The following is a 21,403-nucleotide window of genomic DNA, read 5'->3' as shown; positions in this document are numbered from 1 at the left end:
TGGTCCTGTCTTCTCGGTATCGATCAGATTCGATGCACATGCATGCGTCTTACCGGCATCAACCCCGCCCGACCGCGACCTATTCCGCCCGCGCGACGAACATCCGGCACGGCGAATGGGGGCACCCCGAAATCGCGGCGCCCCCCTCTCGACTCACGTCACCCGCTCACGTCACTTGCTGAGGTACGTCCAGAACTCGTCGAACGACAGGACCTTGTCGCCGTTGAGGTCGCGGCTCTTGATGATGGCCTCGGCGACCGTCTCGGTGACGTTCCAGTCGCCCTCCTGGGCCAGGGCGCTCTTGAACTCGGCCGCGGTGATGAAGCCGTCCCCGTCCGTGTCGATCCGCTGGAACTGCTTGCGCGCTTCTTCGATGTCGGCCACCGATCCGCCCCTCTTCGTCATGCCTTGCGGTCATGCGTACTGTCTTGCTGTCCTACTGACGCAGGTCAGATTAACGGCCCTGGTGAGCGCGCGGCGCAGCGACCACCCAGGAGACTCGGGGAGCACGGCGATGAGGAACTTGCGGGACATTCTCGACGCGGCCGCACACGGCGTCTTCCCACCGCCCGACGGCCGCACGACCCTCGTCCCCCAGCCCTCCCACCGCGACGCGGGCGTCCTGTCCTTCACCGCGCACTCGGTCGTCTTCACGGACGAGGACCCGGAGTGGGTGTACGGCGCGCTGCGCGGCGTCGACTCCGATCCCCTGTCGGCGTCCATGAACCCGCGGTTCCTGGCCGCTCTCATGGAGCGCACGGGTCGCACGGCCGAGACGGTCGACGCGATGCTGGTGGGCGCCCCCCTGCCCGGCGAGCCCCCTGTGCCGCCGCAGGAGATCAAGGACCTGGACCATCCCCGGATCCGGTACGCCCGGCGCCGGCGCGACGAGGTGCGCGCGTGGTCGGCGGACGGCGGGATCCTGGTCATGGGACGCGGCATCGGCGGCCGGCTGGAGGTGTCGGTGGAGGTCGACGAGGCGGTACGGCACCGGGGCCTCGGCCGCAGCCTGGTCACCGCCGCCCGCCACCTGGCCACGGAGCCCGTCTGGGCCCAGGTCGCCCCGGGAAACGCCCGCAGCGTACGGGCGTTCCAGGCGGCGGGGTACGTACCGGTGGGCGCGGAGATCCTGCTGATCCCCCCGCCCGTCATCCCAGCGCAGTACCTAGCGGAAGACGCCCGTGTGGCCGAGTGAGTAGCGGCCGGGCTGCGGGTAGACGGCGAGGCCGTGCGGGCCGCTGCCGACCTTGATGCGGGCGAGCTGGCGTCCGGTGGCGGTGTCGAGGGCGTACACCTCGGCGTCGTAGCGCCCCGACAGCCACAGGACCTTGCCGTCCGCCGAGACGCCGCCCATGTCGGGGCTGCCGCCGTCCGGGAGGCGCCACTTCCTGGTGAGCTCGTTCTTGGTGAAGTCGAAGACGGAGACGGTGCCCTCGCCCCGGTTGGAGACGTACATCTCGTGGGAGTCGCGGCTGACGTACAGCCCGTGGCAGCCCTTGCCGGTGTACAGGAACTTCGGCTTGCCGAAGGTGTCGCCGTCGACGATCCACATGCCGTCGGCCATCATGTCCGCGACGTAGAACCGCTTGCCGTCGGGCGAGACCTTCACGTCCTGCGGCATGGCGCCCTTGAACGGCAGTTTCTGCTGGGCGACGACCTTCATCTTCTCGGTGTCGACCTTCAGCAGTTCACCGCTGAACTCGCAGGACACGATGAAGTACCTCCCGTCGCGGGAGAAGTCGGCGTGGTTGACGCCGTAGCAGGTGACCGGTTCCGTCTTGATCCGCTTCATGGTGTGCGGGTCGCGGAAGACGAGTTCGCGGTCGAGGGAGGCCATGACGACGGCGTACTTGCCGTTGGGCGTGAAGTAGAGGTTGTACGGGTCGTGCACCTCGACCGACTTGCCGGCCTTGCCGGTCTTCGGGTCGATGGGGGTGAGGGTGTGCCCCCGGTTGTTGTTGACCCACAGCGTCTTCATGTCCCAGGAGGGCACGACGTGCTGCGGCTGCCGGCCGACGCGGAGCGTCTCGATCACCTTGTACGTCTTCGGGTCGATGACGGAGACGGTGTCGGACTCGGTGTTGGGGACGTACACCCGGGACGGGAAGTCCTTGACCACCGGGGAGAGCTTGTTCGGACGGTCGGCGGCGTAGACGTCCTTCGGGTCCAGCACGGGCGGCATGCCGGGCAGCCCGTCGACGGCCGGTTTCACGGCCTTCTTCACCGGCGCGGGGGCGGCCGCCCTGGTGGCCCGGTCCGCGCCGCCGCTCTCGCCGTCGGTGCCGCAGGCGGCGAGGACGGTGAACGCGGCGCTTGCCAGCAGGGCGCTTTTCACGAGGTTGCGGTGCATCAGCCGATCAGCTCCGTGGTGGTGACCGCGCGCAGTCCGCGGCGGTCGAGTTCGTCCAGGACGGCGGGGAGCGCGGCGACCGTGTCCGCGTACCCGAAGTGCAGGCTCACGACAGACCCGTTCCGGATCCCGCCGAGGACGTTGCGGGCGACGGCGGGGGCGCCGGGCGAGGTGAAGTCGAGCGAGTCGACGTCGTAGGAGAGGACGTGCGGGTAGCCGGCGCGGCGGGCCAGCGTCTCGACGAGCGGGGAGGCGTGGGCGGTGCGGGAGGGGCGGAACCAGGTCCCGATGGACCCGGTGAGCTTGCGCAGCCGCTCGGCGCAGCCGGTGATCTCGCCCGTCGCGTCCGCCTCGGACATGGCGTTGACGTCCAGGTGGCGCTGGGTGTGGTTGCCGAGGTCGTGGCCGCCGTCGAGGATCCGGCGGGCGAGGTCGGGGTGTTCGTCGAGCCAGGTCCCGACGGCCAGGACGGTGACCCGGGCGCCGCGCCGTTCGGCCTCACCGAGCAGGGCGCGGGCGACGGAGGGTTCCCCCTGACCGTGAAAGGTGAGGGCGACCCGGGGCCGGTCCCGGGGGCCGTGGGTGATCTGGACGGGCTGCCGGGGGTAGGCGCGGGGGGTGGGTGCGGTCGGGGAATGTGACGGAATCCGTGATTCCGTCACATTCCCCGCGGGGGTGGGTGCGGGGGACGTGGGGGCGTGGTGGGCGACGGCGCCGGAGGGGGTGCCAGTGGGCGAGCACGCGGCCGCGAACGTACCCCCGGCGACGAGCCCGGCGCCCGCCCGCAGCACGGAACGACGGTCGGATGTGGTCACCCGCACCATTTAAAGGGTGATATGCCGCAATTCCGGCGATTGACCCGTCGACACCGATCGACACCGACCGCGCCTAACGGTCGGCGACCCGCATCTCGAACCACGTCGTCTTCCCCCGCGGCAGGAGGTCCGCCCCCCACCGGTCGGAGAGCCTGTCGACGAGGAACAGGCCCCGCCCGCTGACGTCCAGCGGCTGAACCGGCATCAGACAGGGCAGCCCGCGGGACGGGTCGCGGACCTCGACGCGGATCCAGCCGCGCCGGCGCCGCATCCGCAGACCGAAGGCACGGGCGCCGGTGTGGCGCACGGCGTTGCCGACGAGTTCGGAGACGAGGAGCACCACGTCCTCCGTCATCTTGAGGGACAGTCCCCACTGGCGCAGGACGACGACCTGGGCGAGCCGGCGGGCCGTGGCGGCGGACTCGGGACGGGACGGGAGCTGAACCTCACCGTCCGTCGGATTACCGAACAACTCCAGCGCCTTGAGCGCCCGTTCGTCCTCGACCGCAGGCGACCAGCGCGCCGCGGTCGCACGGCCCTGTCCCCGCGGCTGATCGATGCCATCCAGCCCCGCCATGCCCCCATCATGGCGGCCCGAAGCGCCCTCCGGGGCCGTTCCGACGGAATACGCCCCCCGGAACCCACCATTCCGCACGTTTCGGACGGCATATGCCAGCGGCAGTTCGGGACCTGATGAACCCTCGCTGACCTGCGATAACGGCTCGTCCAGAGGCAATCGACAGGCTCCCTCGACCGACAGACTCAAGGCCGTCCCCAGGTTCCCACAATCCGCCCCATCGAGGGAACCTGATGAGACGTCCCGTCAATTGCAAGAGGTTCCGGGGAGTCAGAAGGAGACGTCACTCACAGGAATTTGGCCTTGCCGGGGCCTTCCTCCACGAAGCTGCGCATGCCCGTCTCGCGGTCGGCGGTCGCGAACAGGCCCGCGAACCAGGTGCGTTCGACGGCCAGGCCCGTCTCGATGTCGGTCTCCAGACCGGTGTCGATCGACTCCTTCGCCGCGCGCAGCGCGAGCGCCGGCCCCTGCGCCAGCTTCGCCGCCCAGGCGTGCGCCTCGGTGTAGACGTCGGCGGCCGGGACCACCCGGTCGACCAGGCCCAGGGTCAGCGCCTCGTCGGCCTTCACCATCCGGCCGGTGAAGATGAGGTCCTTCGCCTTGGAGGGGCCGACCAGCCGGGACAGGCGCTGGGTGCCGCCGGCGCCGGGGATCAGCCCGAGCAGGATCTCGGGCTGGCCGAGCTTGGCGTTGTCGCCGGCGATGCGGAAGTCCGCGCACAGCGCGAGCTCGCAGCCGCCGCCCAGCGCGTACCCGGTGACGGCCGCCACGACCGGCTTGGGGATGCGGGCCACGGCCGTGAAGGCCTCCTGGAGGGCGCGGGAGCGCAGGACCATCGCGGTGTGGTCCATCGCCTGCATCTCCTTGATGTCCGCGCCCGCCGCGAACACCTTCTCCCCGCCGTACAGGACGACGGCACGCACGTCGTCCCTGCGGCCCGCCTCCTCGGCGAGCTCCTTGAGCCGGTCCTGCGTGGCGACGTCCAGGGCGTTCATGGGCGGCCGGTCGAGACGGATCGTGCCGACACCGTCGGCGACTTCGAGATTCACGGTCATGCCAGCCAGGTTAACCACCACTAACGACAACGGGCCCGGTGCCGTACGTCACAGGACGTACGGCACCGGGCCCGCTCACCCACACCCTGGCGAGGGCTACTTCTTCCACTCCGCCCACGGGATGTTCCAGCCGTTGAGGCCGTTGGACGGGTCGACCGTCGGGTCGGTGGAGTTCTTCACGACCACCACGTCGCCGACCATCGAGTGGTTGAAGAACCAGGCGGCCGGCACGCCGCTGTCGTAGCCGCCGCGCACATCGCGCAGACCGATGCAGCCGTGGCTGGCGTTGTAGTTGCCGAAGGCGTCGCCGCCCCAGTAGTTGCCGTGCACGAAGGTGCCGGAGTCGGTCAGGCGGATGGCGTGCGGGACGTCCTTGATGTCGTACTCGCCGTCGTAGCCGACCGTGTCGCCGTTCATCCGGGTCACGGTGAACTTCTCGCTCATCACCATCTGGCCGTTCCAGGTGGCGTAGCCGGGCTTGCCGGTGGTGACCGCGATGGTCTTGACGACCTTGCCCTCCTGCATGACCTTCATCGTGTGCTTCTTGGCGTCCACGACGGACACCTGGTCGCGGCCGATGGTGAAGGAGACCGTCTTGGTCTGCTCGCCGTAGACGCCCTTGCGGCCCTCGACGCCGTCGAGGTTCAGCTCGACCGTCACCTTGGTGCCGGCCTTCCAGTACTTCTCGGGACGGAAGTCGAGGCGGTCGTTGCCGAACCAGTGGCCCTCGACCTCGACGGGCGGCACGGTCTTGACGGTGATGGCCTTCTCGACGTCGGCCGGCTTGGTGATGCCGCGCGTGAAGCGGACCGAGAACGGCATGCCGACGCCGACCCTGGAGCCGTCCTCCGGCGTGAAGTTGCCGATGAAGGTGTTCTGCGGGCTCAGCGTCGTGAACGACGAGTCCTCGGCGGCCGTGCGGCCCTCGGCGTCCTTGGCGACCGCGTGCACCTGGTACGCGGTGGACGCGGCCAGGTGGGTGGCGGGCGTCCAGCCGGCGCCGTCGGCCGTGATGGCGCCGGCGACCTTCTTGCCCTTGGTGTCCTTGACGGTGACCTCGGTCAGCTTGCCCTTGGCGGCGCTGACCTTCAGGATGCCGCTGGTGTCGACGTCCTTGGCGCCGGTCTTCGGCGCGATGGTGACGACGGCCTCCGACTGCTTGCTCTCGGCGGTGGCCGAAGCGCCCTTGCCGCCCGCGTCCTTGGCGTCGGCCTTGGTGTCCGCGCCCCCGCCGCCCCCGCATGCCGTGACGGCGAGCATCAGCCCGCCGACGACCAGCGCCAACCGCTTGTTGCGGGCGCCCGGGCGCCCCCCAACCGACGCCCCCGATATCGGTCGCACGTTCAAAGTCGTTCTCCCCACTCCCCCGGGCCCTGCCCGGTCCCGCATCGCGACGCGTCCCCCGCGTTCGCCGCATATTAACCACAAGGTCAACGGCCTGGACGGGACGGGAATGTCACCGTTCAGTCCCAACTACGACCATGGTTCAGTCCCAACTAGGACCATGCGAACGCGGGGAAGGTTGCGTCGGGGGCGAGGTCATTTCACGGCGCCGCCGGCGAGCCACTCCTGCCAGGTCAGGTTCCAGCCGCCGAGCCCGTTGTCCGGGGCGACCTGCTTGTCCTTGCTGTGGACGACCTCGACGACGTCCCCGACGAGGCTGCGGTCGAAGAACCAGCCCGCCGGCGTGTCCGAACCGCCGCCCTTGACGTCCCGCAGGCCCACGCAGCCGTGGCTGAGGTTGACCTTCCCGAACGCCTCCGCGTCCGCCCAGTAGTTGCCGTGCAGGAAGGTTCCGGAGCTGGTCAGCCGCATGGCGTGCGGCACGTCCGGGATGTCGTACTCGCCCTTGCCGTTCGCCTTCCTGAAGCCGACCGTGGCGCCGTTCATCCGGGTCAGCTCCAGCATCTCGGTCACCACCATCCTGCCGTTGTACGTGGTGTTCTTCGGCGCCCCGGCGGTGATCGGCACGGTGGCCAGCAGGTCGCCGTCGCGCCGGACCTCCATGGTGTGCTTCGCCGCGTCGACCAGGGAGACCTGGCTGCGGCCGACGGTGAAGGAGAACGACTTCTGCTGCAACCCGTACACGCCGGGCGCCCCTTCGACGTCCCGCAGGCCGAGAGCGACGGTGACGCGGGTGCCGGGCGCCCAGTACCGCTCGGGGCGGAAGTCGAGCCGGGTGTCGCCGAACCAGTGCGGTCTCACGTCCACCGCCGGCTCGGCCGTGACCCGGACGGCGCGTTCGACGGCGGCCCGGTTCTCGATCTCCCGGTTGAACTCCAGCGAGACGATCATGCCGGTGCCGACGGTGGCCCGGTTCTCGGGGGTGACGTAGCCGATGAAACGCTCCTCGGGGACGTAGGTGGTGAACGTGGTGTGCCGGGCCGAGCGGTTGCCGTCGCCGTCCAGGGCCACGACGTCGACGGTGTAGCGGGCGGCGAGCCCGAGCCGGTCGTCGTCCGGCCGCCAGCTCAGGCCGTCCGCGGCGACCTTGCCCGGCACCTCGGCCTCCTGCGCGTCCTGCGACCGGACGACCTTCACCGACTCCAGCCGCCCGTCGGGCACCCGCACCCGCAGCCCCGCCCCCGGCCGCACGCCCTTGGCGTTGTCCTGCGGGGTGACCCGGATGACGTCCTCGGGGGCCGGGGGTTTGCCGAGCATCCGGTCGAGTCCGCTCCGGCTGTCGCCGTCGCCGCCGGTGCAGCCGGCGGCCCCGGCCAGTAGTCCTGCCCATGTCAGTACGGCGGCCAGTGCGACCCCCGCGCGCCGTGCGCGCCCTTGTACGTGCCTCACGGGGTGCCCAACGACCGGGCACGCCCCGGGGAAACGTGAGTGCGAGGGCCGCTCTGGGCAGAAATGGGGGGAGGACGACGCGACCGGGAGCCCCGGCGGGACACCGTGCGCTCTTTTCCCACGTCGTTCCATGAGCCGCGGGAGGCGAGACGGTGTCCAGCGCAGCCGAGCAGGAGGCGGTGGCGGGCCGGCGCGCCACGCCGGACACCGTCGTGAACGGTGCGTCGCGCAAGGTGCCGGGCCCACCCGTGCGACCGGGCGCGGCCACACCGCTGGGCGCCCGGTTCCGGGTCGGCCCGGACGGGGTCGCGGGCACCAACTTCGCGCTGTGGGCGGGGGGTGCCGAGGCGGTCGACCTGTGCCTGTTCGACGAGGCCGGACGGGAGACCCGCGCCCGCCTCACCGAGCTCACGCACGAGATCTGGCACGGCTTCCTGCCCGGGGTCATGCCGGGCCAGCGCTACGGCTTCCGGGTGCACGGCCGCTGGGACCCGTGGACCGGCGGCCGCTGGAACCCGGCGAAGCTGCTCCTCGACCCGTACGCCCGCGCGGTCGACGGCGAGTTCGCGCTGCCGGCGGAGGTGTACGGGCACGTCCGGGACTGGCCCCAGCAGCAGGTCGCCGACACCGTCCGCGACGAACGGGACTCGGCGCCGTACGTCCCGAAGGGGGTGGTGGTCCACGATGACGACGACTGGGCCGACGACCGCCGCCCGAAGACGCCGTGGGCGGACTCCGTCATCTACGAGCTGCATGTGCGCGGCTTCACCCGGCTGCACCCGGCCGTCCCCGAGGAACTGCGCGGCACGTACGCCGGGCTGGCGCATCCGGCGGCCGTGGACCACCTGGTGAGGCTGGGCGTGACGGCGGTGGAGCTGCTGCCGGTCCACCAGTTCGCGCACGAGGACCATCTCCTGCGCCGCGGCCTGAAGAACTACTGGGGCTACAACTCGGTCGGCTACTTCGCCCCGCACGCCGCGTACGCCTCTTCGGGGACGACGGGACAGCAGGTCGGCGAGTTCAAGCGGATGGTGCGCGCGCTGCACGCCGCCGGGATCGAGGTGATCCTCGACGTCGTCTACAACCACACGGCGGAGGCGGGCGAGCTGGGCCCGACGCTGTCGCTGAAGGGCATCGACAACCGCGGCTACTACCGCCTCCAGTCGGACGCCCGCCGCTACGCCGACTACACGGGCTGCGGGAACACCCTGCACGTGGTGCAGCCGCACGTGCTGCGCCTGATCACCGACTCCCTGCGCTACTGGGTGACGGAGATGGGCGTCGACGGCTTCCGCTTCGATCTGGCGGCGGCCCTGGCCCGCTCCATGCACGACGTCGACATGCTGTCCCCGTTCCTGGCGGTGATCGCCCAGGACCCGGTGCTGCGCCGGGTGAAGCTGATCGCGGAGCCGTGGGACGTGGGCTCGGGCGGCTACCAGGTGGGCGCCTTCCCGCCCCTGTGGACGGAGTGGAACGACCGCTACCGCGACGCCGTACGCGACTTCTGGCGGCACGCGCTGCCGGACGTACGGGAGATGGGCTACCGGCTGTCGGGCTCCAGCGACCTGTACGCGTGGGGCGGGCGGCGGCCCTACGCCTCCGTCAACTTCGTCACGGCACACGACGGTTTTACGCTGCGCGACCTGGTGTCGTACGAGCGCAAGCACAACGAGGCCAACGGCGAGGGCAACCGGGACGGCACGAACGACAACCGTTCCTGGAACGGCGGCGCCGAGGGCGAGAGCGCCGACGAGCGCGTACTGACGCTGCGGCGACGGCAGTTGAGGAACCTGCTCACGACGCTGCTGCTGTCGACGGGCGTGCCGATGCTGGTCGCCGGCGACGAACTCGGGCGCACCCAGGGGGGCAACAACAACGCCTACTGCCAGGACAACGAGATCAGTTGGCTGGACTGGGGGCTGCTGGAGGACCCGGGCTGGCGTGCCCTGTTCGACCTGACGTCGCGGCTGATCGCGCTGCGCCACCGTCACCCGGTGCTGCGCCGCCGGGCCTTCTTCTCCGGGCGGGCGCACTCGGCGGACGGGCTGCGCGACCTGGCCTGGTTCACGGAGCGGGGCGCGGAGATGACGGAGGGGGACTGGTACGCGCCCGCGGCGACCCTGGGGATGTACCTCTCCGGGCGGGACATTCCCGGCCGCGACGAGCGGGGCGCGCCCATCACCGACGACAGCTTCCTCGCCGTCCTGCACGCCGGGGACGGTCCGGTGGAGTTCGTCCTGCCCGGGCCGCCGTGGGCGGAGCGGTACGAGGTGGTCGTCGACACGTCGAGCGAGGACCAGGGGGAGGCGCCGGGGGTGACGTATCCGGCGGGGGTGGCGGTGACCGTGCCGGGGCGGGCGGTGCTGTTGCTGCGGGTGCGGTGAGGGTGGGGCTCGTGTACTCCGCAGGATTTCGCAGTCTGACCTGCGGGTTTCACCGGGCGGCTGGAGTATCAGGAGCAAGGCCGTTCAGTTTGCGGTGGGGGCATGTTGTCAAGGGCCTGCGGGCGTGAGGATTTCTATGCCGGTGGTGGCTTTATGGGGGGTGTCGATGCGGGCGCGACCGCCAGCAGACCGTGCCAGCGGACCCCTGGTCCGTGTCCGGTCGCGGCCGAGCCGCGCAGCAGGTCGAACAGCCACAGCAGCGGGCTGCTGCCGATACGGCGGCGGGCCTGGGCCAGCGCCCCGGTGAGTTTGCGCCACACGCCGGGATACCCCGCCTCCGGGAACAGTCACGCGGCCAGGACCAGGTACACCACGCCCCGGGAAGGCAGATCCCGCAGCCGCGACTGCATGGTCCTGGTGGCGCTCAGGGCCTCGTCGACCATCTCGAACGGAATGAGCTGGGTGAGTTCACCGAGGCGGCCGGGCGCGAACCGTCCCCAGGCCACGCTGACGGTGCGGGTGATGACAGACTGGGTGTCCAACAGAATTCCTGTACTTCAGCAATCTTGGTCGACGTTGTTCTCACCGGAACTCCGTTGCTCGTCGCAGCCGCCTTGACACCCCCACCCAGCCTCAAACTTCACGCCCTTGGTACTAGGAGCCGAAGTACGTCGTCGCGCCGGTGACAAGGGTTCCGACGAGCAGGGCCAGGGCGGCCGGAATGGTACGGGTCGGCCACTGAGTTCCCTTGTCGTCGGCGAGCCGGGCCCGGACCAGGGCGTGGGCCGACAGGCCCATGGTGAGCGGGATCAGCACCGTTCTGAACTCGTCCATGGCGAACTGCGGGGTCCGGTCGGTGGCCCAGGCGCCGATGAGGACGCTGAGCACGGAGGCCACGACCACGGGACCGGAGAAGGACCACTTGAGGTATTCGTCTCCAGGCTTGCGGGCCCGGGCCGCCCGGAGGGCCAGGACCAGGAACGTGGCCGTGATGACGATGGCGACCAGAAGCGCTGCGATTCCGGCAGGCTTCCATACTGAAGCGGGCATAGGGGTTCCGATCAGATGAGGTGGGGGCGTCCCCGGGGGACCTTGACGGGGTCCCCCGGGCTTCTGGTCACTTGAAGGCGTCGTAGCAGTCTTCCTGGACCCCGGAGAATCCCATGAAGACGCTGAAGGCCGCGTAGAGTCCGACTCCGATCCCGGCAGCGATCTTCCACCACTTGCGCCGGGGCTTGTTCCTGATCGCCTTGATCAGCCGGTACAGGCGCTTGAAGCCGATCTTACGGATGAGCTTCACGGCCTTGCGGATCTTGTTGACCTTCATCAGCCAGCCGACCGCGCTCGCCCACGCGGCCAGCTCGATGATGGCGTAGACGCACTTGGCGATCTTCCACCAGGTGCCCTCCGACCACCACCACTTGCCGTTCAGGTCGTACATGGTGATGGGATCGACCGGGTAGCCATAGGTGTTCGCGCCGCCGCCGGTCACCGGATCGGGCTGGAGGAAGCGGCCGGTGGCCGCGTCGTAGGCCCGGGCCCCCATCAGGGTCAGCCCCGAGAGCGTGTCGCCGGACCGCTGCTGGGCGCCCAGCCAGTCGTAGCGGGCGGATCCCGCGCTCGCGCGGAGATTGCCGTACTCGTCGGTGTCGAGCACCGTCGGTGCCTTGGCGGTATCCAGCGGCAGTTGGAGCGCCACGTCACCGTGGATGTCGCTGAGCTGGAGGACAGTGTCCCCGGTATTGCCGGTGGTGGCCGCTAGCTCACCGCCCAGCGCCTGGACGTTGCGGGTGACCGTTCCGGTGGCGGTGTCCTCCACGACCCAGCTCGGCCGGTCGCAACCGCAGTCGTAGTGGTTCACCTTCGCCTGGGTCTGGGTCCAGGTGCCCGAGCTGTTCGACTCGACCGTCCAGGAGCGGATCCGCATGGAGCCGTCCAGCTTCCAGGTCTGCCGCTTGGTGCCCACCATCTCCTGCTGGATGCGGTCGGTGTTGTAGTAGCCGAGGGTCACACCGCCCGGCTTGGTGGTGGTGCGGCCGAAGGCGTCGTAGACATAGCCGCTGTCGACCTGGCGGTCGGCGCTGTCGTAGCCGTAGGTGGTGGTCGTGCCTCCAGTGGTCGGGCAATCGGTACCGGGCGTGCCGGTGGCGCTGGTCAGGCTCTTGCGGTTGGAGCGGGCGTCGAAGGCGTAGGTGCGCCGGGTGCAGACCGTCTCCGCGGTGTCCTGGACGGAGGTCAGCCGGCCGATGGCGTCGTAGCCGTAGACCTGGTCGGAGATCTGTGCGTCGGAGACCACCTGGCCGTGGACGGACCGCGTGGCAGTGTCGGACTGCACGATCGCGCCGTCGCTGTCGCGGGTGTAGGTGCGATCGACCGGGGTGGCCGTGGGGTCCAGCGTCTGCTTGAGGCTGTACCCGCCGGGCAGTTTCTCGCCGACGATGACGCCGTCACCGTCGTAGGACGCGGTGAACGTACCGGCCACGGAGTCCACGGCCTTGGTGACCAGACCGCGCGGCTCGGCCGTGTGGTCGTAGCTGTACGTCACCGTGGACGGGACGTTGTTGCCGGTCTTCACGATCCTGCCGAGCAGGTCGTACTCGGTGGTCGTGGTGCCGCCGTCGGCGTCGGTGTAGGAGATGACCCGGCCGAGCTTGTCGAACACCGTGGTCAGCGTCCCGCCGGTGGGGGATACGGTCCTGGTCTCCCGGCCGGACGCCGCGTCGTACTCGGCCGTGGTCTCCGGTGCTGCCTGACCGACGCCGCCGGTGGTCTTCACCGAGGCGATACGCCCCGCGGCGTCGGTGCCGACCGCGGTGCTGCGGGTCGAGCCGCCCGCCGTCTCCGTCGTCTTGGCGGTGGTACCCCACCAGTCGTACTCGAAGGCCCTCGTGGGCAGTTGGGACGGGTTTGAGCCGCCGCCGGTGATGGCGCCGGCCGGGCCGGTGGAACACACCAGATCGGCCCATTCGGGGTGTCCGGAGCAGGCGCCGGTGCCCGTCGCCGACCAGTAGGAGGTCACCCGTGTGGTGGCGTCGGTGGTGCCGGCGCCGGGCTGGACGACCCTGGTCTCGCGCCCCTGGGCGTCGTACTCGGTGGTCTCGGTGAGGGCCAGGCCGCCCGGGTCCTCCACGGTCTTCACCGCGATCCCCTTGGCCCAGTCGTAGACGGTCTGCACGACCCGGGTCTCGCCCTGGACCTGCGGATGCTCACGCACCTGCGCGCCCGTCGTGACCTTGGTGATCTGGTCCCTGGCCACAGCGGTGCCGTCGGTGGGACGGCCCTCGTCGTAGGCGTTCACGGTCCACGACCGGGCGGTGACCGAGGTGCCGGCACCGACCAGCGTCGTGGTGCCCGACTTGAGGTCCGCGGTCAGGTCGACCCGGCGCAGCGGGCCGGACTCCTCGAGTTCGCGGGTGCCCCGGGCGTCGAAGACGGTACGGGTGGACAGCAGTTCGGCTCGCTCGGCCGTGGCCAGCTGGGCGATGCCGAGGTTGTTGCGCATGGCGGTGTTGTCGGCGGAGGTACCGACGGCGACCTCCCGGTTGGCCGCGGTCAGCTCGCGCATCGTGTTGCCGAACCTGTCGTACTCGGTGGTGGTGATGTGGCCGCCCGGATCGGCCTTGTTGACGGTACGGCCGGAGGTGCCGAGGTAGTGGACCGTGGCCCGGGTGTAGTCGCCCGCGCCGAGCGAGGTGCCCGTGTTCGAGGCGGGGACCGAGTCGGCGGGGAAGACGGCGGTTGCGTCCGTGGGGGCGTCGGTCTGGCCCCACACCTTCACGTCGGTGCTGCCCATCCGGTACGGGGCCGCGGTGCCGGTGAGCGGCACGTCGTAGACGACGGACGTGACGGCTTCACCCTCGACAGTGGCCGTACCCTGCTTCAGCGCCGGGCGCGAGGTCTTGAGCAGCATGCCGTCACCGGCCGCGCTGCTCGCACCCGCCTTGCCGTAGGTGAACGTCCAGGGCAGCTCGCCCGGCGGGGTGCTCTTGGTGACCCGGCCGGCGCTGTCGTAGTCGTACTCGGTCTTCAGCACGGGGATGTCTGCGTGTCCCAGGTCTGGCGCAGTCGCCCGGCGCTGTCGTACGCATAGCTCTGCACCGTCCTCGCGGTCGCGGCCGAGGCTCCGGGGGCGGTCGACCAGAGGCGGACCTCCTTGACCTGGCCGCTGAAGTCGCCGTAGGCACTGTCGGTGGCCGTGGTGGAGGTGGCGTAGACGTACTCCAGCAGACGGCAGCCCTTGGTGGAGGGATCCGCCTTGCAGGCCGCGACGGTGGTCGCCGAGGTGGGGGCGAAGATCCGTTCCGGGCGGGCGAGTTCCTTGCCGTCGACCGTGACCGTCCTGGACTCGATGCTTGTGGTCGATTCCGTCTGGCCGTCGTTCCTGGTGCTGCTGACCTGCCAGGTCGTGACGCCGACGGGCTTGGTGAACTCCGTGACGACGCCGTCGGTGTCGGTCAGTGTGAAGCTGCCGCCGGTACTGCCCGTGAGCGTCAGATGTTCCGATCCGGGTTCCGGGACCCAGCCGGTCCTGCCGATGTTGGCGGTGAAGTGGATCGGTGTGTCGTCCACGGTCACTACGTCCACAGCGGTGTCGGAGATCCTGCGCAGGTAGCCGTAGTCGGAGTTGCTGAGTTCGGCGGTGGCGCCACTGACCCACTCCTTGCCGAAGATCGGCAGCTGGCCGTCCTGCGTGGCACGGGGTGTACGGGAGGACGCCGAGCGTTCCACCGACAGGCCGAAGTGCGACACGTCGGTCTCGGAGAGCAGGAAGTCACCGGTGAGCAGATTGAGCGAGCCAGGGCCGACCGCTTCGGTGGTGGCGCTGTCGGCGTTGCGGTCCACCACTACCGTCAGCGCCTTGGTGCTGCCCGAGGCGCTGCCCGGGCCGGTGAAGTCGGCCTTGATCTCGATGCTGCCGTCGGGGTTCACGGTGTCCGTGGCGTTCCACGTCAGGGCGGGGCTACTGCCGTTCGTCAGGGCGACGGGCCAAGCCGTCAGGGCCGTCCCGTCCTTGGTGACGTCCGAGGCCGAGATCGTGGTCCAGGTGTCGGCGGCCGAGCGGCGCCAGGAGAACGAGAGGGCGTCGTACTTCGCCGCGTCGGCTTCCGCAAGGAGCGGAAGGCGGCGCGCGGTGCGCTCGCCGTCACCCGGCCGCGCGAACCCGCCGGGCCCTGCGTGGAAGTCGTACTCGACCGCCTCCGACTTGTTGTCGGCCTTGTCCACGGACCGCACCTGCAGTGTGTGGTTGCCGTCACGCGGTGGGGCGATGGAGATGTTCTTGTCCATGGCGGCACCAGCAGTGGCGATCTTGGTCCAGGTCACGCCGTCCAGCGACCACTCCAGCCAGTTGTGGTCCGTCCCGGAGGGCGGGGTGACGGTGAAGGTGCCAGCCTGCCCGACTCCCTTGACCCACTTGTCCGACGGGTAGTCCGCGGAGACGATTTTCGTCGGGGTGGAGGGGGCGCTGGTATCGACGGTGAACGTCTTCCAGGCCGACCAGCCGTTGTTGTAGTGCGTGCCGTCGTACGGCGAGGTACGGAACTTGTACGTCTTGCCGTTGGCCAGCACTCCGGACGGCACGGTGACCGAGGCGACCTGGCCGGAGGGCACGTACTTGGACACGATGACGTCGCCGACCTGGGTGTTGGTGGTGTTGTCGTAGATCTGGAAGGTGCCGTTGACCTTGTCGCCGTCGGCGTCGGCGAAGGTGTCGCGCAAGGTGGGCGTGGTGGTGTTGACGGTGTAGGCGCCGCTGTAGGAGAAGTACGGTGGGCCGGCCTCCTGCTTGGTGCCGGTGCGCGGCCGGTAGTTGTAGGTGACGACCAACTTCGGCGGATTCGACGCGGCGTTGGCGGAGTTGACCCGCTTCCACTGCGCGACCACGCTCTCACTGGCAGCGCGCAGGCCCAGGTGACCGCGGGTGGCCTTCACCGAGGCCCACTCCTGCACCAGGGTGGTCACGTCGGCGTTGATCCAGCCGTCCGGCTGGGTGGAGCAGCCAGAGTTCCCGGTGGTCTCGGTGGAGGTGGCCTTCGTCGCCGTCCAGGCCGGCTGCGACGTCCAGCGCGAGGACGTGGAGGCCGCGCCGGCCGATCCCACCTCCCACGGGTAGGCCTTGCAGTCGGTGTTTCCGGAGTGGAGGTTCCACAGGCTCAGTTTGGCGTTGGAGACCAGCGCGTCCTGGATCGGCGTGGTGTTCCAGGAGATGAAGGACCGCGCGATGCGCGGGGTGCCGTCGGCATTGGTGGTACCCGGGTTGCCCAGGTCAAGCTCGGTGTCGGCGGACCAGTCGACGGTCTCGCCCTGCTGGACGTAGGTGTCGAAGACGTTGGACAACGAGGAGGTGGACGGGTCGACCGTCACCGGGAACCGGGTCTGCGGATCAGCGAGGAACTTCGCGTCTGGAGTGACCACCAGGTCGACTCCGGAACCCTTCTGGACCACCTTCAGGCCGACCCTGGCCCGGTTGGTGTGCTCGCCGGAGCGCATGTCGACGGTGGCGTCCCACATCACCGGAGCGGGCATGACGGCCCGCTTCTTGTTCTCTCTGTCGGTGAACTGCACGCTGCCGTCAGCCAGTTGCTTCACCTTCAGGCCCTTGGACCGCAGTGGCAGCGTGTAGGAGTAACCGCCCGAGGCGGGGCGCTGCTTGATCTCGACGAACTGCTCGAAACCGGTGCGCGTGGCCTCCACGACCACGTCCGCCCCGGGTATGGCGTTGACGTACTGTGCGCGCGTGCCGTCCAGGTCGGGCTGCGGCAGTCCGCCCTTCCACTGGAGGGTGATCTGCTGGTCGCCTTCGCCGAGCGTCACCAGGTCGGTGGCCCGGGCCTCGCGCGGGGCCGCGAGCGACTTCGCGGGCGTCCCGGTCCGCCCGGCCAGGCGCAGCCCGCCCGGGTGCGCCTTGGGCTCAACAGCCCCGCCCGCGTCCTGCACCAGGTCCAGGTCCACGGGGCGCCACTCACCGGTGGCCTCGTCCCTGAACCGCACGGGCCCGGCGGTCAGTTCGGTGGTGAGCGAACCGTCCTTGTTCGCCCAGGTGGTGGAGGTCTCCGTACGCTCGGACAGCGCCTCCACCCGCTTGCCCGACAGCCGGGCGGCGATGCGCGCGGACGGGATGTCCCCCGCCTGTGTCACCGCCGCCTTCCTCGGCGCGTCCACGGCCGCGGGGGGAGTCGTCGCCGCGGAACTCGCCGCGTCGATCAGCGTGATGGCCATGGCCAGGGCGACACCACCCGCTATCCAGCGGACACTTCCCCCGGACCAGGACCGCCCGCGCCACTCGGGCACGGGTCTGTGAATCGACACGATTCACCAGCCTCTCAGTCTCTTTCGCTTCACCCATGTGATGCAAAAGAGAAGATATGAAAGAGGTAAAGATCTGAAATGGTGTCAAGGTCGCAGAAGGCGGACGAGCAGGGTCTGCGAGATGGCATGATCTGCGTCACTGCCCACGCTGTACTTCGTCGGGGCACGACAGGGAGGCTTGGCGTCCACTTGGGTTCTAGGTGGTCGGGCTCGTACACGGGTCACCCGGTCACGGCCTGGCCCGTCCCAGGATGCCCCGCTCGTACGCCACGGCCACCGCCGCCGCGCGGTCGTTGACGCCCAGCTTGGCGTACAGGTGGGTGAGATGGGTCTTGACCGTGGCCTCGCTGATGAAGAGTTCGCGGGCGATCTCGCGGTTGGACGTGCCCTTGGCGACCAGGGCGAGCACCTCGCGCTCCCGGGCGGAGAGCGGCTCGCTCGCGGGCGTCCGGGGGGTGCGCACCGCGGAGACCAGGCGGGAGGCGACGGCCGGGGAGAGGACGGTGCGGCCCTCGGCGGCGGCGCGGACGGCCGTGAAGAGTTCGTCGCGCGGGGCGTCCTTCAGCAGGTAGCCCGTCGCGCCGGCCTCGATCGCGGGCAGGGTGTCGGAGTCGGTGTCGTACGTGGTCAGGACGAGGACCTTGGCGCGGGCGCGGCGCCGGGTCAGTTCGGCGATCGCGTCGACTCCGCCGCCGCCCGGCATGCGCAGGTCCATCAGGATCACGTCGGGGTCGAGGGCGGCGGCCCGGTCGAGGGCCTCGACGCCGTCGGAGGCCTCGCCGAGGACTGTGAATCCGGGGGCCGACTCGAACATGCCGCGCAGGCCGTCGCGTACGACGGGATGGTCGTCGACGATCAGCAGGCTGATCAGGGGTGCGTCACTCATGGCGGACCAACGGTACGCGAGCCGACAGGGCCGTGCCGTGGCCCGGTTCGGACTCCACGGCGAGCGAGCCCGCGATGCGTTCGGCGCGGGCGCGCATGCCGTCGAGGCCGAAGCCTCCGGAGCTGGAGCGGGCGGGGAGGGCGAGCGGGTCGAAGCCGGTGCCGTCGTCGCGGATGTCGAGGATGACGTCGTCGCCGAGGAAGGAGAGGGTGACGCCGACCCGGGTGGCCCGGGCGTGCCGGGCGGCGTTGGACAGGGCCTCCTGGACGATGCGCAGGAGGGTGGCCGCGACCTCCTCGTGGAGTTGCTCGGCGGTGCCGGTGAGCGTGAACTCGGCGCGTACGCCGGTGCGTTCGCCCCAGGCGGCGACCGTCTTCTTCAGGGCTTCGGACAGTCCGTCGTACTCCAGCGCCACCGGGGCCAGGTTCTGCACGGAGCGGCGGGCCTCGCCCAGGCTGTACCGGGCCAGCTCCAGGGCACGGCCGGTGTGCTCGCGGGCCTGGTCCCGGTCGGGCGTGTTCGCGACGACCTGGAGCTGGGCGATGATCCCGGTCAGGCCCTGGGCGAGGGTGTCGTGGATCTCGGCCGCGAGGCGCCTGCGTTCGTCGGCGACCCCGGCTTCCCTTGCCTGGACGAGGAGTTGGGCGTGCAGCGCGGCGTTCTCGTCGAGGGCCTGCTGCAACGCGGCGTTGGTGCGTTCGAGTTCGGAGATGGTCGCGGCCTGGACGCGGGCGCGTTCGTCCTCGGTGGCGAAGAGACGGTCGGAGACGGCGACCAGGACGAGGGTGACCACGAGGATCGCCCCGAAGAGCAGCCACTGGGTCCGCCCGCTCGGCGGCATCCCGCCGGTGTACGCGCCGGACATGGTGACGGCGGTGGCGAACAGTCCGACGGTCACCACGGGGCGCGGCAGCAGCCGGCGGGCGCCGAAGTAGCCGGTGAACGCGTAGACGCAGAAGAGCGGGTTGATCCAGCTGAGGACGAAGGCGATGACCCAGCGGACGGCGTAGTAGCCGATGCTCGTGGCCGACGGCACGCGCAGGGTGTCGGCGACGGTCCCCCACCACACCTGGAGCGCCAGTCCGGCGGCGACCAGGCCCCCGGTCGCGTACCAGTCGCCCTGCCGCATGCCGAACATGCCGGCGGTCGGCACCGCGAGGAGCGCGCTCACCAGCAGCAGCAGGTACGGCCCCCGGTGGTTGACCACCGCCCACCGCCGCTCGACGCCCGCCACGTCCCGCTCCCGCTCCCGGTCCGGGGCCGAAGCCGGGGCCGGGGCCGGGGCCGGGGCCGGGCCCATGTCCGTGTCCATGGGCCCAGTGTGGGCGACGCGCATGCTCACTCCCAGCGGAACCACCGGCTCGCCGCGCCCGTCAGCAGCAGGATCCAGACCACCAGCACGCCCAGGTGGGTCCAGCCCGGCCAGTCGCCCGCCGCCGCCTGGTTCAGGGCCTGTGCGGCCGCGCCGAAGGGGGTGTACTCCACGATCCGGGCGAGGGTGTCCGGCATGGACTGCACCGGCATCCACAGGCCCGCGCAGAACATCGCCGGGAAGAACACGGCGGAGCCGATCGCGCCCGCGATCTTCGTCGTAGGGGACAGGGCCGACACCACCGATCCGAGTGCGAGGGCGACCAGGACGGCCAGCAGCAGGGCGAGGAGGTAGCCGAAGAGCTGCCGCGGCACGCGCACCTCGAAGCCGAGCCGCCCGACCACGAGGACCAGCAGCGCCGACACCAGGGACGCCCCGCCGTACACCAGCATGTGCGCGGACAGCAGGGCCGTCGGGCGGACCGGTGTGGCGGACATCCGGCGCAGGATGCCGCGCTCGCGGTAGCCGGTGAGGGTCTGCGGCATCGACTGGAGGCCGCCGACGATCAGGCCGAGCAGCACGGCCACCGGGACGTAGGCGTCGATGGTGCGCAGGCCGCCGAGGTCGGCCTGATGGTGCCGGAAGGCCGGGATGGAGCCGAGGATCACCAGGAGGAGGGTCGGGAAGAGCAGGATCCAGAAGATGCTGCCGGGTTCGCGGCGGAAGAGGCGGACCTCGGTCTTCAGTACGGCGGTGCTCATGCCGCTACCTCCTTGGTGACGTCCTGGGTGACGTCGTTCGCGACATCGTTCGTGACGTCGTCCTTCGTCAGGTCGAGGAAGGCGTCGTCGAGCGTGGCGTCCAGGACGCGGAGCTGGTGGGCGGTGATGTGGTGGCGGGCGAGGAGGGTGATGACGGCGTTGACGGTCTCGTCGCTGCCGGACAGCGTGATCCGGCTGTCCTTGTGCTCGACGGACGCGAGGCCGGGCAGGGCGTTGAGGTCACGCTCGTCCAGCGGGACCGACGGGGTGAAGCTGATGACGGTGGACCCCGCCGAGCGCCGGATCAGTCCGGCCGGGGTGTCCAGGGCGGCCACCCGCCCCTTGTCGATCACGGCGATCCGGTCGCACAGCCGCTGGGCCTCCTCCATGAAGTGCGTGACGAGGAGGACGGTGACACCGCCCGCGCGGACGTCCTCGATCAGCTCCCAGGTGTCCCGGCGGGCACGCGGGTCGAGGCCGGTGGTCAGTTCGTCGAGGACGACGATCCGGGGGTCGCCGATCAGGGCGAGCGCGATGAACAGGCGCTGTTTCTGGCCGCCGGAGAGCTTCGCGAACCGGGTGGAGAGTTTCGGGGTCAGGCCGAGGCGGTCGGCGAGGGGCGCCCAGTCGAGCGGGCTCGGATAGAAGGAGGCGTACAGCTCCAGGGCCTCGCGGACGGTCAGTTTGGGCTGGAGCTCGCTCTGCTGGAGCTGGGCGCCGAGGACGCGGGCCACGCGCGCGTGGTCGGCGACGGGGTCGAGCCCGGTGACCCGGACCCGGCCCGCGTCGGGCACGCGCAGGCCCTCGACGCACTCGACGGTGGTGGTCTTGCCGGCGCCGTTGGGGCCGAGGATCCCGAAGATCTCGCCCTCCTCGACGGCGAAGGAGACGCCGTCGACGACCGCACGGCCGTCGTAGGACTTGCGCAGATCGGTGACTTCGATGACGGGCATGGCACCAGGGTTCCGCCCGGCACCGGTTCGGCACATCGGCCGGCTCGCTCGAACGCACATCAGCCGATCGGTGGATACGGCGCTACGACCTCCCGGCCTCCGGACCTCCCGAGCACGCGGGGCGCGTCGTCGAACACGCTGGTCGTAGACCTGCGGCCGAGCCGGGTCCGGCCGAAACTCGGTGGGCGTTGTCAGTGCCGGTCCGTAGG

16 protein-coding genes and 1 pseudogene are annotated in these 21,403 nt (G+C 70.4%); 2 read left to right on the top strand and 15 right to left on the bottom strand.

Annotated features, from left to right (window positions below):
• Positions 1-171: 171 nt before the first annotated feature.
• Positions 172-384, bottom strand: a complete 213-nt coding sequence (locus OG352_RS30045; RefSeq protein WP_329221225.1) for an EF-hand domain-containing protein — start codon at positions 382-384, stop codon at positions 172-174.
• 130 nt (positions 385-514) lie between these two features.
• On the opposite strand from OG352_RS30045, the gene OG352_RS30040 reads away from it, so the two are divergent.
• Complete coding sequence (locus tag OG352_RS30040; RefSeq protein WP_329221223.1) at positions 515-1,195, top strand: GNAT family N-acetyltransferase; 681 nt, start codon at positions 515-517, stop codon at positions 1,193-1,195.
• Here OG352_RS30040 and OG352_RS30035 read toward each other — a convergent pair.
• The 6 genes from OG352_RS30035 to OG352_RS30010 all read right to left on the bottom strand — a co-directional run bounded on the left by OG352_RS30035 (position 1,166) and on the right by OG352_RS30010 (position 7,590).
• Positions 1,166-2,350, bottom strand: a complete 1,185-nt coding sequence (locus tag OG352_RS30035; protein ID WP_329221222.1) for a YncE family protein — start codon at positions 2,348-2,350, stop codon at positions 1,166-1,168. The genes OG352_RS30040 and OG352_RS30035 overlap by 30 nt on opposite strands.
• Positions 2,350-3,174, bottom strand: a complete 825-nt coding sequence (locus tag OG352_RS30030) for a polysaccharide deacetylase family protein (RefSeq protein WP_329221221.1) — start codon at positions 3,172-3,174, stop codon at positions 2,350-2,352. Before OG352_RS30030 ends, OG352_RS30035 begins: the two co-directional genes overlap by 1 nt.
• Positions 3,175-3,238: 64 nt before the next feature.
• Positions 3,239-3,742, bottom strand: a complete 504-nt coding sequence (locus OG352_RS30025) for an ATP-binding protein (protein ID WP_329221220.1) — start codon at positions 3,740-3,742, stop codon at positions 3,239-3,241.
• A 287-nt stretch (positions 3,743-4,029) separates the two neighbouring features.
• Positions 4,030-4,797, bottom strand: a complete 768-nt coding sequence (locus tag OG352_RS30020; protein WP_329221219.1) for an enoyl-CoA hydratase/isomerase family protein — start codon at positions 4,795-4,797, stop codon at positions 4,030-4,032.
• 96 nt (positions 4,798-4,893) lie between these two features.
• The gene (locus tag OG352_RS30015; RefSeq protein ID WP_329221217.1) at positions 4,894-6,144 is read right to left on the bottom strand and encodes a L,D-transpeptidase; all 1,251 of its coding nucleotides are present in this window, start codon (positions 6,142-6,144) and stop codon (positions 4,894-4,896) included.
• 192 nt (positions 6,145-6,336) lie between these two features.
• Entirely contained in the window at positions 6,337-7,590 is a 1,254-nt protein-coding gene (locus OG352_RS30010) for a L,D-transpeptidase (RefSeq protein WP_329221215.1), read from the bottom strand.
• A 152-nt stretch (positions 7,591-7,742) separates the two neighbouring features.
• Here OG352_RS30010 and glgX point away from each other — a divergent pair, with 152 nt between their 5' ends.
• Entirely contained in the window at positions 7,743-9,974 is a 2,232-nt protein-coding gene (gene glgX, locus OG352_RS30005; protein ID WP_329221213.1) for a glycogen debranching protein GlgX, read from the top strand.
• A 134-nt stretch (positions 9,975-10,108) separates the two neighbouring features.
• On the opposite strand, the gene OG352_RS30000 is transcribed toward glgX, so the two are convergent.
• The 8 genes and pseudogenes from OG352_RS30000 to OG352_RS29965 form a co-directional block, all read right to left on the bottom strand.
• Positions 10,109-10,294 carry a hypothetical protein gene (locus OG352_RS30000; protein WP_329221211.1) on the bottom strand — a complete coding sequence of 62 codons (186 nt, stop codon included), beginning with the start codon at positions 10,292-10,294 and terminating at the stop codon, positions 10,109-10,111.
• 27 nt (positions 10,295-10,321) lie between these two features.
• Positions 10,322-10,516: a transposase domain-containing protein gene (locus tag OG352_RS29995; protein WP_329221210.1), complete on the bottom strand. Its 195-nt coding sequence runs from the start codon at positions 10,514-10,516 to the stop codon at positions 10,322-10,324.
• Positions 10,517-10,628: 112 nt separating this feature from the next.
• Positions 10,629-11,024 (bottom strand): hypothetical protein, encoded by a 396-nt coding sequence (locus OG352_RS29990; protein ID WP_329221208.1) that lies wholly within the window; start codon positions 11,022-11,024, stop codon positions 10,629-10,631.
• Between the two features lie 346 nt (positions 11,025-11,370).
• Positions 11,371-17,192: pseudogene (locus tag OG352_RS29985) on the bottom strand (DNRLRE domain-containing protein); the annotation flags it as partial.
• 319 nt (positions 17,193-17,511) lie between these two features.
• Positions 17,512-18,168, bottom strand: coding sequence for a response regulator transcription factor (locus OG352_RS29980; protein ID WP_329221207.1), 657 nt, complete (start codon positions 18,166-18,168; stop codon positions 17,512-17,514).
• The gene (locus OG352_RS29975) at positions 18,161-19,480 is read right to left on the bottom strand and encodes a sensor histidine kinase (protein WP_329221205.1); all 1,320 of its coding nucleotides are present in this window, start codon (positions 19,478-19,480) and stop codon (positions 18,161-18,163) included. The genes OG352_RS29980 and OG352_RS29975 overlap by 8 nt, the downstream gene beginning before the upstream one ends.
• A gap of 26 nt (positions 19,481-19,506) precedes the next feature.
• Entirely contained in the window at positions 19,507-20,241 is a 735-nt protein-coding gene (locus OG352_RS29970; protein WP_329221204.1) for an ABC transporter permease, read from the bottom strand.
• Positions 20,238-21,194, bottom strand: coding sequence for an ABC transporter ATP-binding protein (locus OG352_RS29965; protein WP_329221202.1), 957 nt, complete (start codon positions 21,192-21,194; stop codon positions 20,238-20,240). Before OG352_RS29965 ends, OG352_RS29970 begins: the two co-directional genes overlap by 4 nt.
• Positions 21,195-21,403: the final 209 nt, after the last annotated feature.

This window comes from Streptomyces sp. NBC_01485 (assembly GCF_036227125.1).
Classification (GTDB): domain Bacteria; phylum Actinomycetota; class Actinomycetes; order Streptomycetales; family Streptomycetaceae; genus Streptomyces.
Note: the sequence above shows the minus strand (reverse complement) of the source record. Positions and strands in the feature narration are given on the sequence as shown.

Excerpts from the sequence above, each read along its gene's own strand:
- OG352_RS30040 (WP_329221223.1), top strand. The coding sequence starts at position 515 with ATGAGGAACTTGCGGGACATTCTCGACGCGGCCGCACACGGCGTCTTC.
- OG352_RS30035 (WP_329221222.1), bottom strand. The coding sequence starts at position 2,350 with ATGCACCGCAACCTCGTGAAAAGCGCCCTGCTGGCAAGCGCCGCGTTC.
- OG352_RS30030 (WP_329221221.1), bottom strand. The coding sequence starts at position 3,174 with ATGGTGCGGGTGACCACATCCGACCGTCGTTCCGTGCTGCGGGCGGGC.
- OG352_RS30025 (WP_329221220.1), bottom strand. The coding sequence starts at position 3,742 with ATGGCGGGGCTGGATGGCATCGATCAGCCGCGGGGACAGGGCCGTGCG.
- OG352_RS30020 (WP_329221219.1), bottom strand. The coding sequence starts at position 4,797 with ATGACCGTGAATCTCGAAGTCGCCGACGGTGTCGGCACGATCCGTCTC.
- OG352_RS29990 (WP_329221208.1), bottom strand. The coding sequence starts at position 11,024 with ATGCCCGCTTCAGTATGGAAGCCTGCCGGAATCGCAGCGCTTCTGGTC.
- OG352_RS29980 (WP_329221207.1), bottom strand. The coding sequence starts at position 18,168 with ATGAGTGACGCACCCCTGATCAGCCTGCTGATCGTCGACGACCATCCC.
- OG352_RS29975 (WP_329221205.1), bottom strand. The coding sequence starts at position 19,480 with ATGGACACGGACATGGGCCCGGCCCCGGCCCCGGCCCCGGCCCCGGCT.
- OG352_RS29970 (WP_329221204.1), bottom strand. The coding sequence starts at position 20,241 with ATGAGCACCGCCGTACTGAAGACCGAGGTCCGCCTCTTCCGCCGCGAA.
- OG352_RS29965 (WP_329221202.1), bottom strand. The coding sequence starts at position 21,194 with ATGCCCGTCATCGAAGTCACCGATCTGCGCAAGTCCTACGACGGCCGT.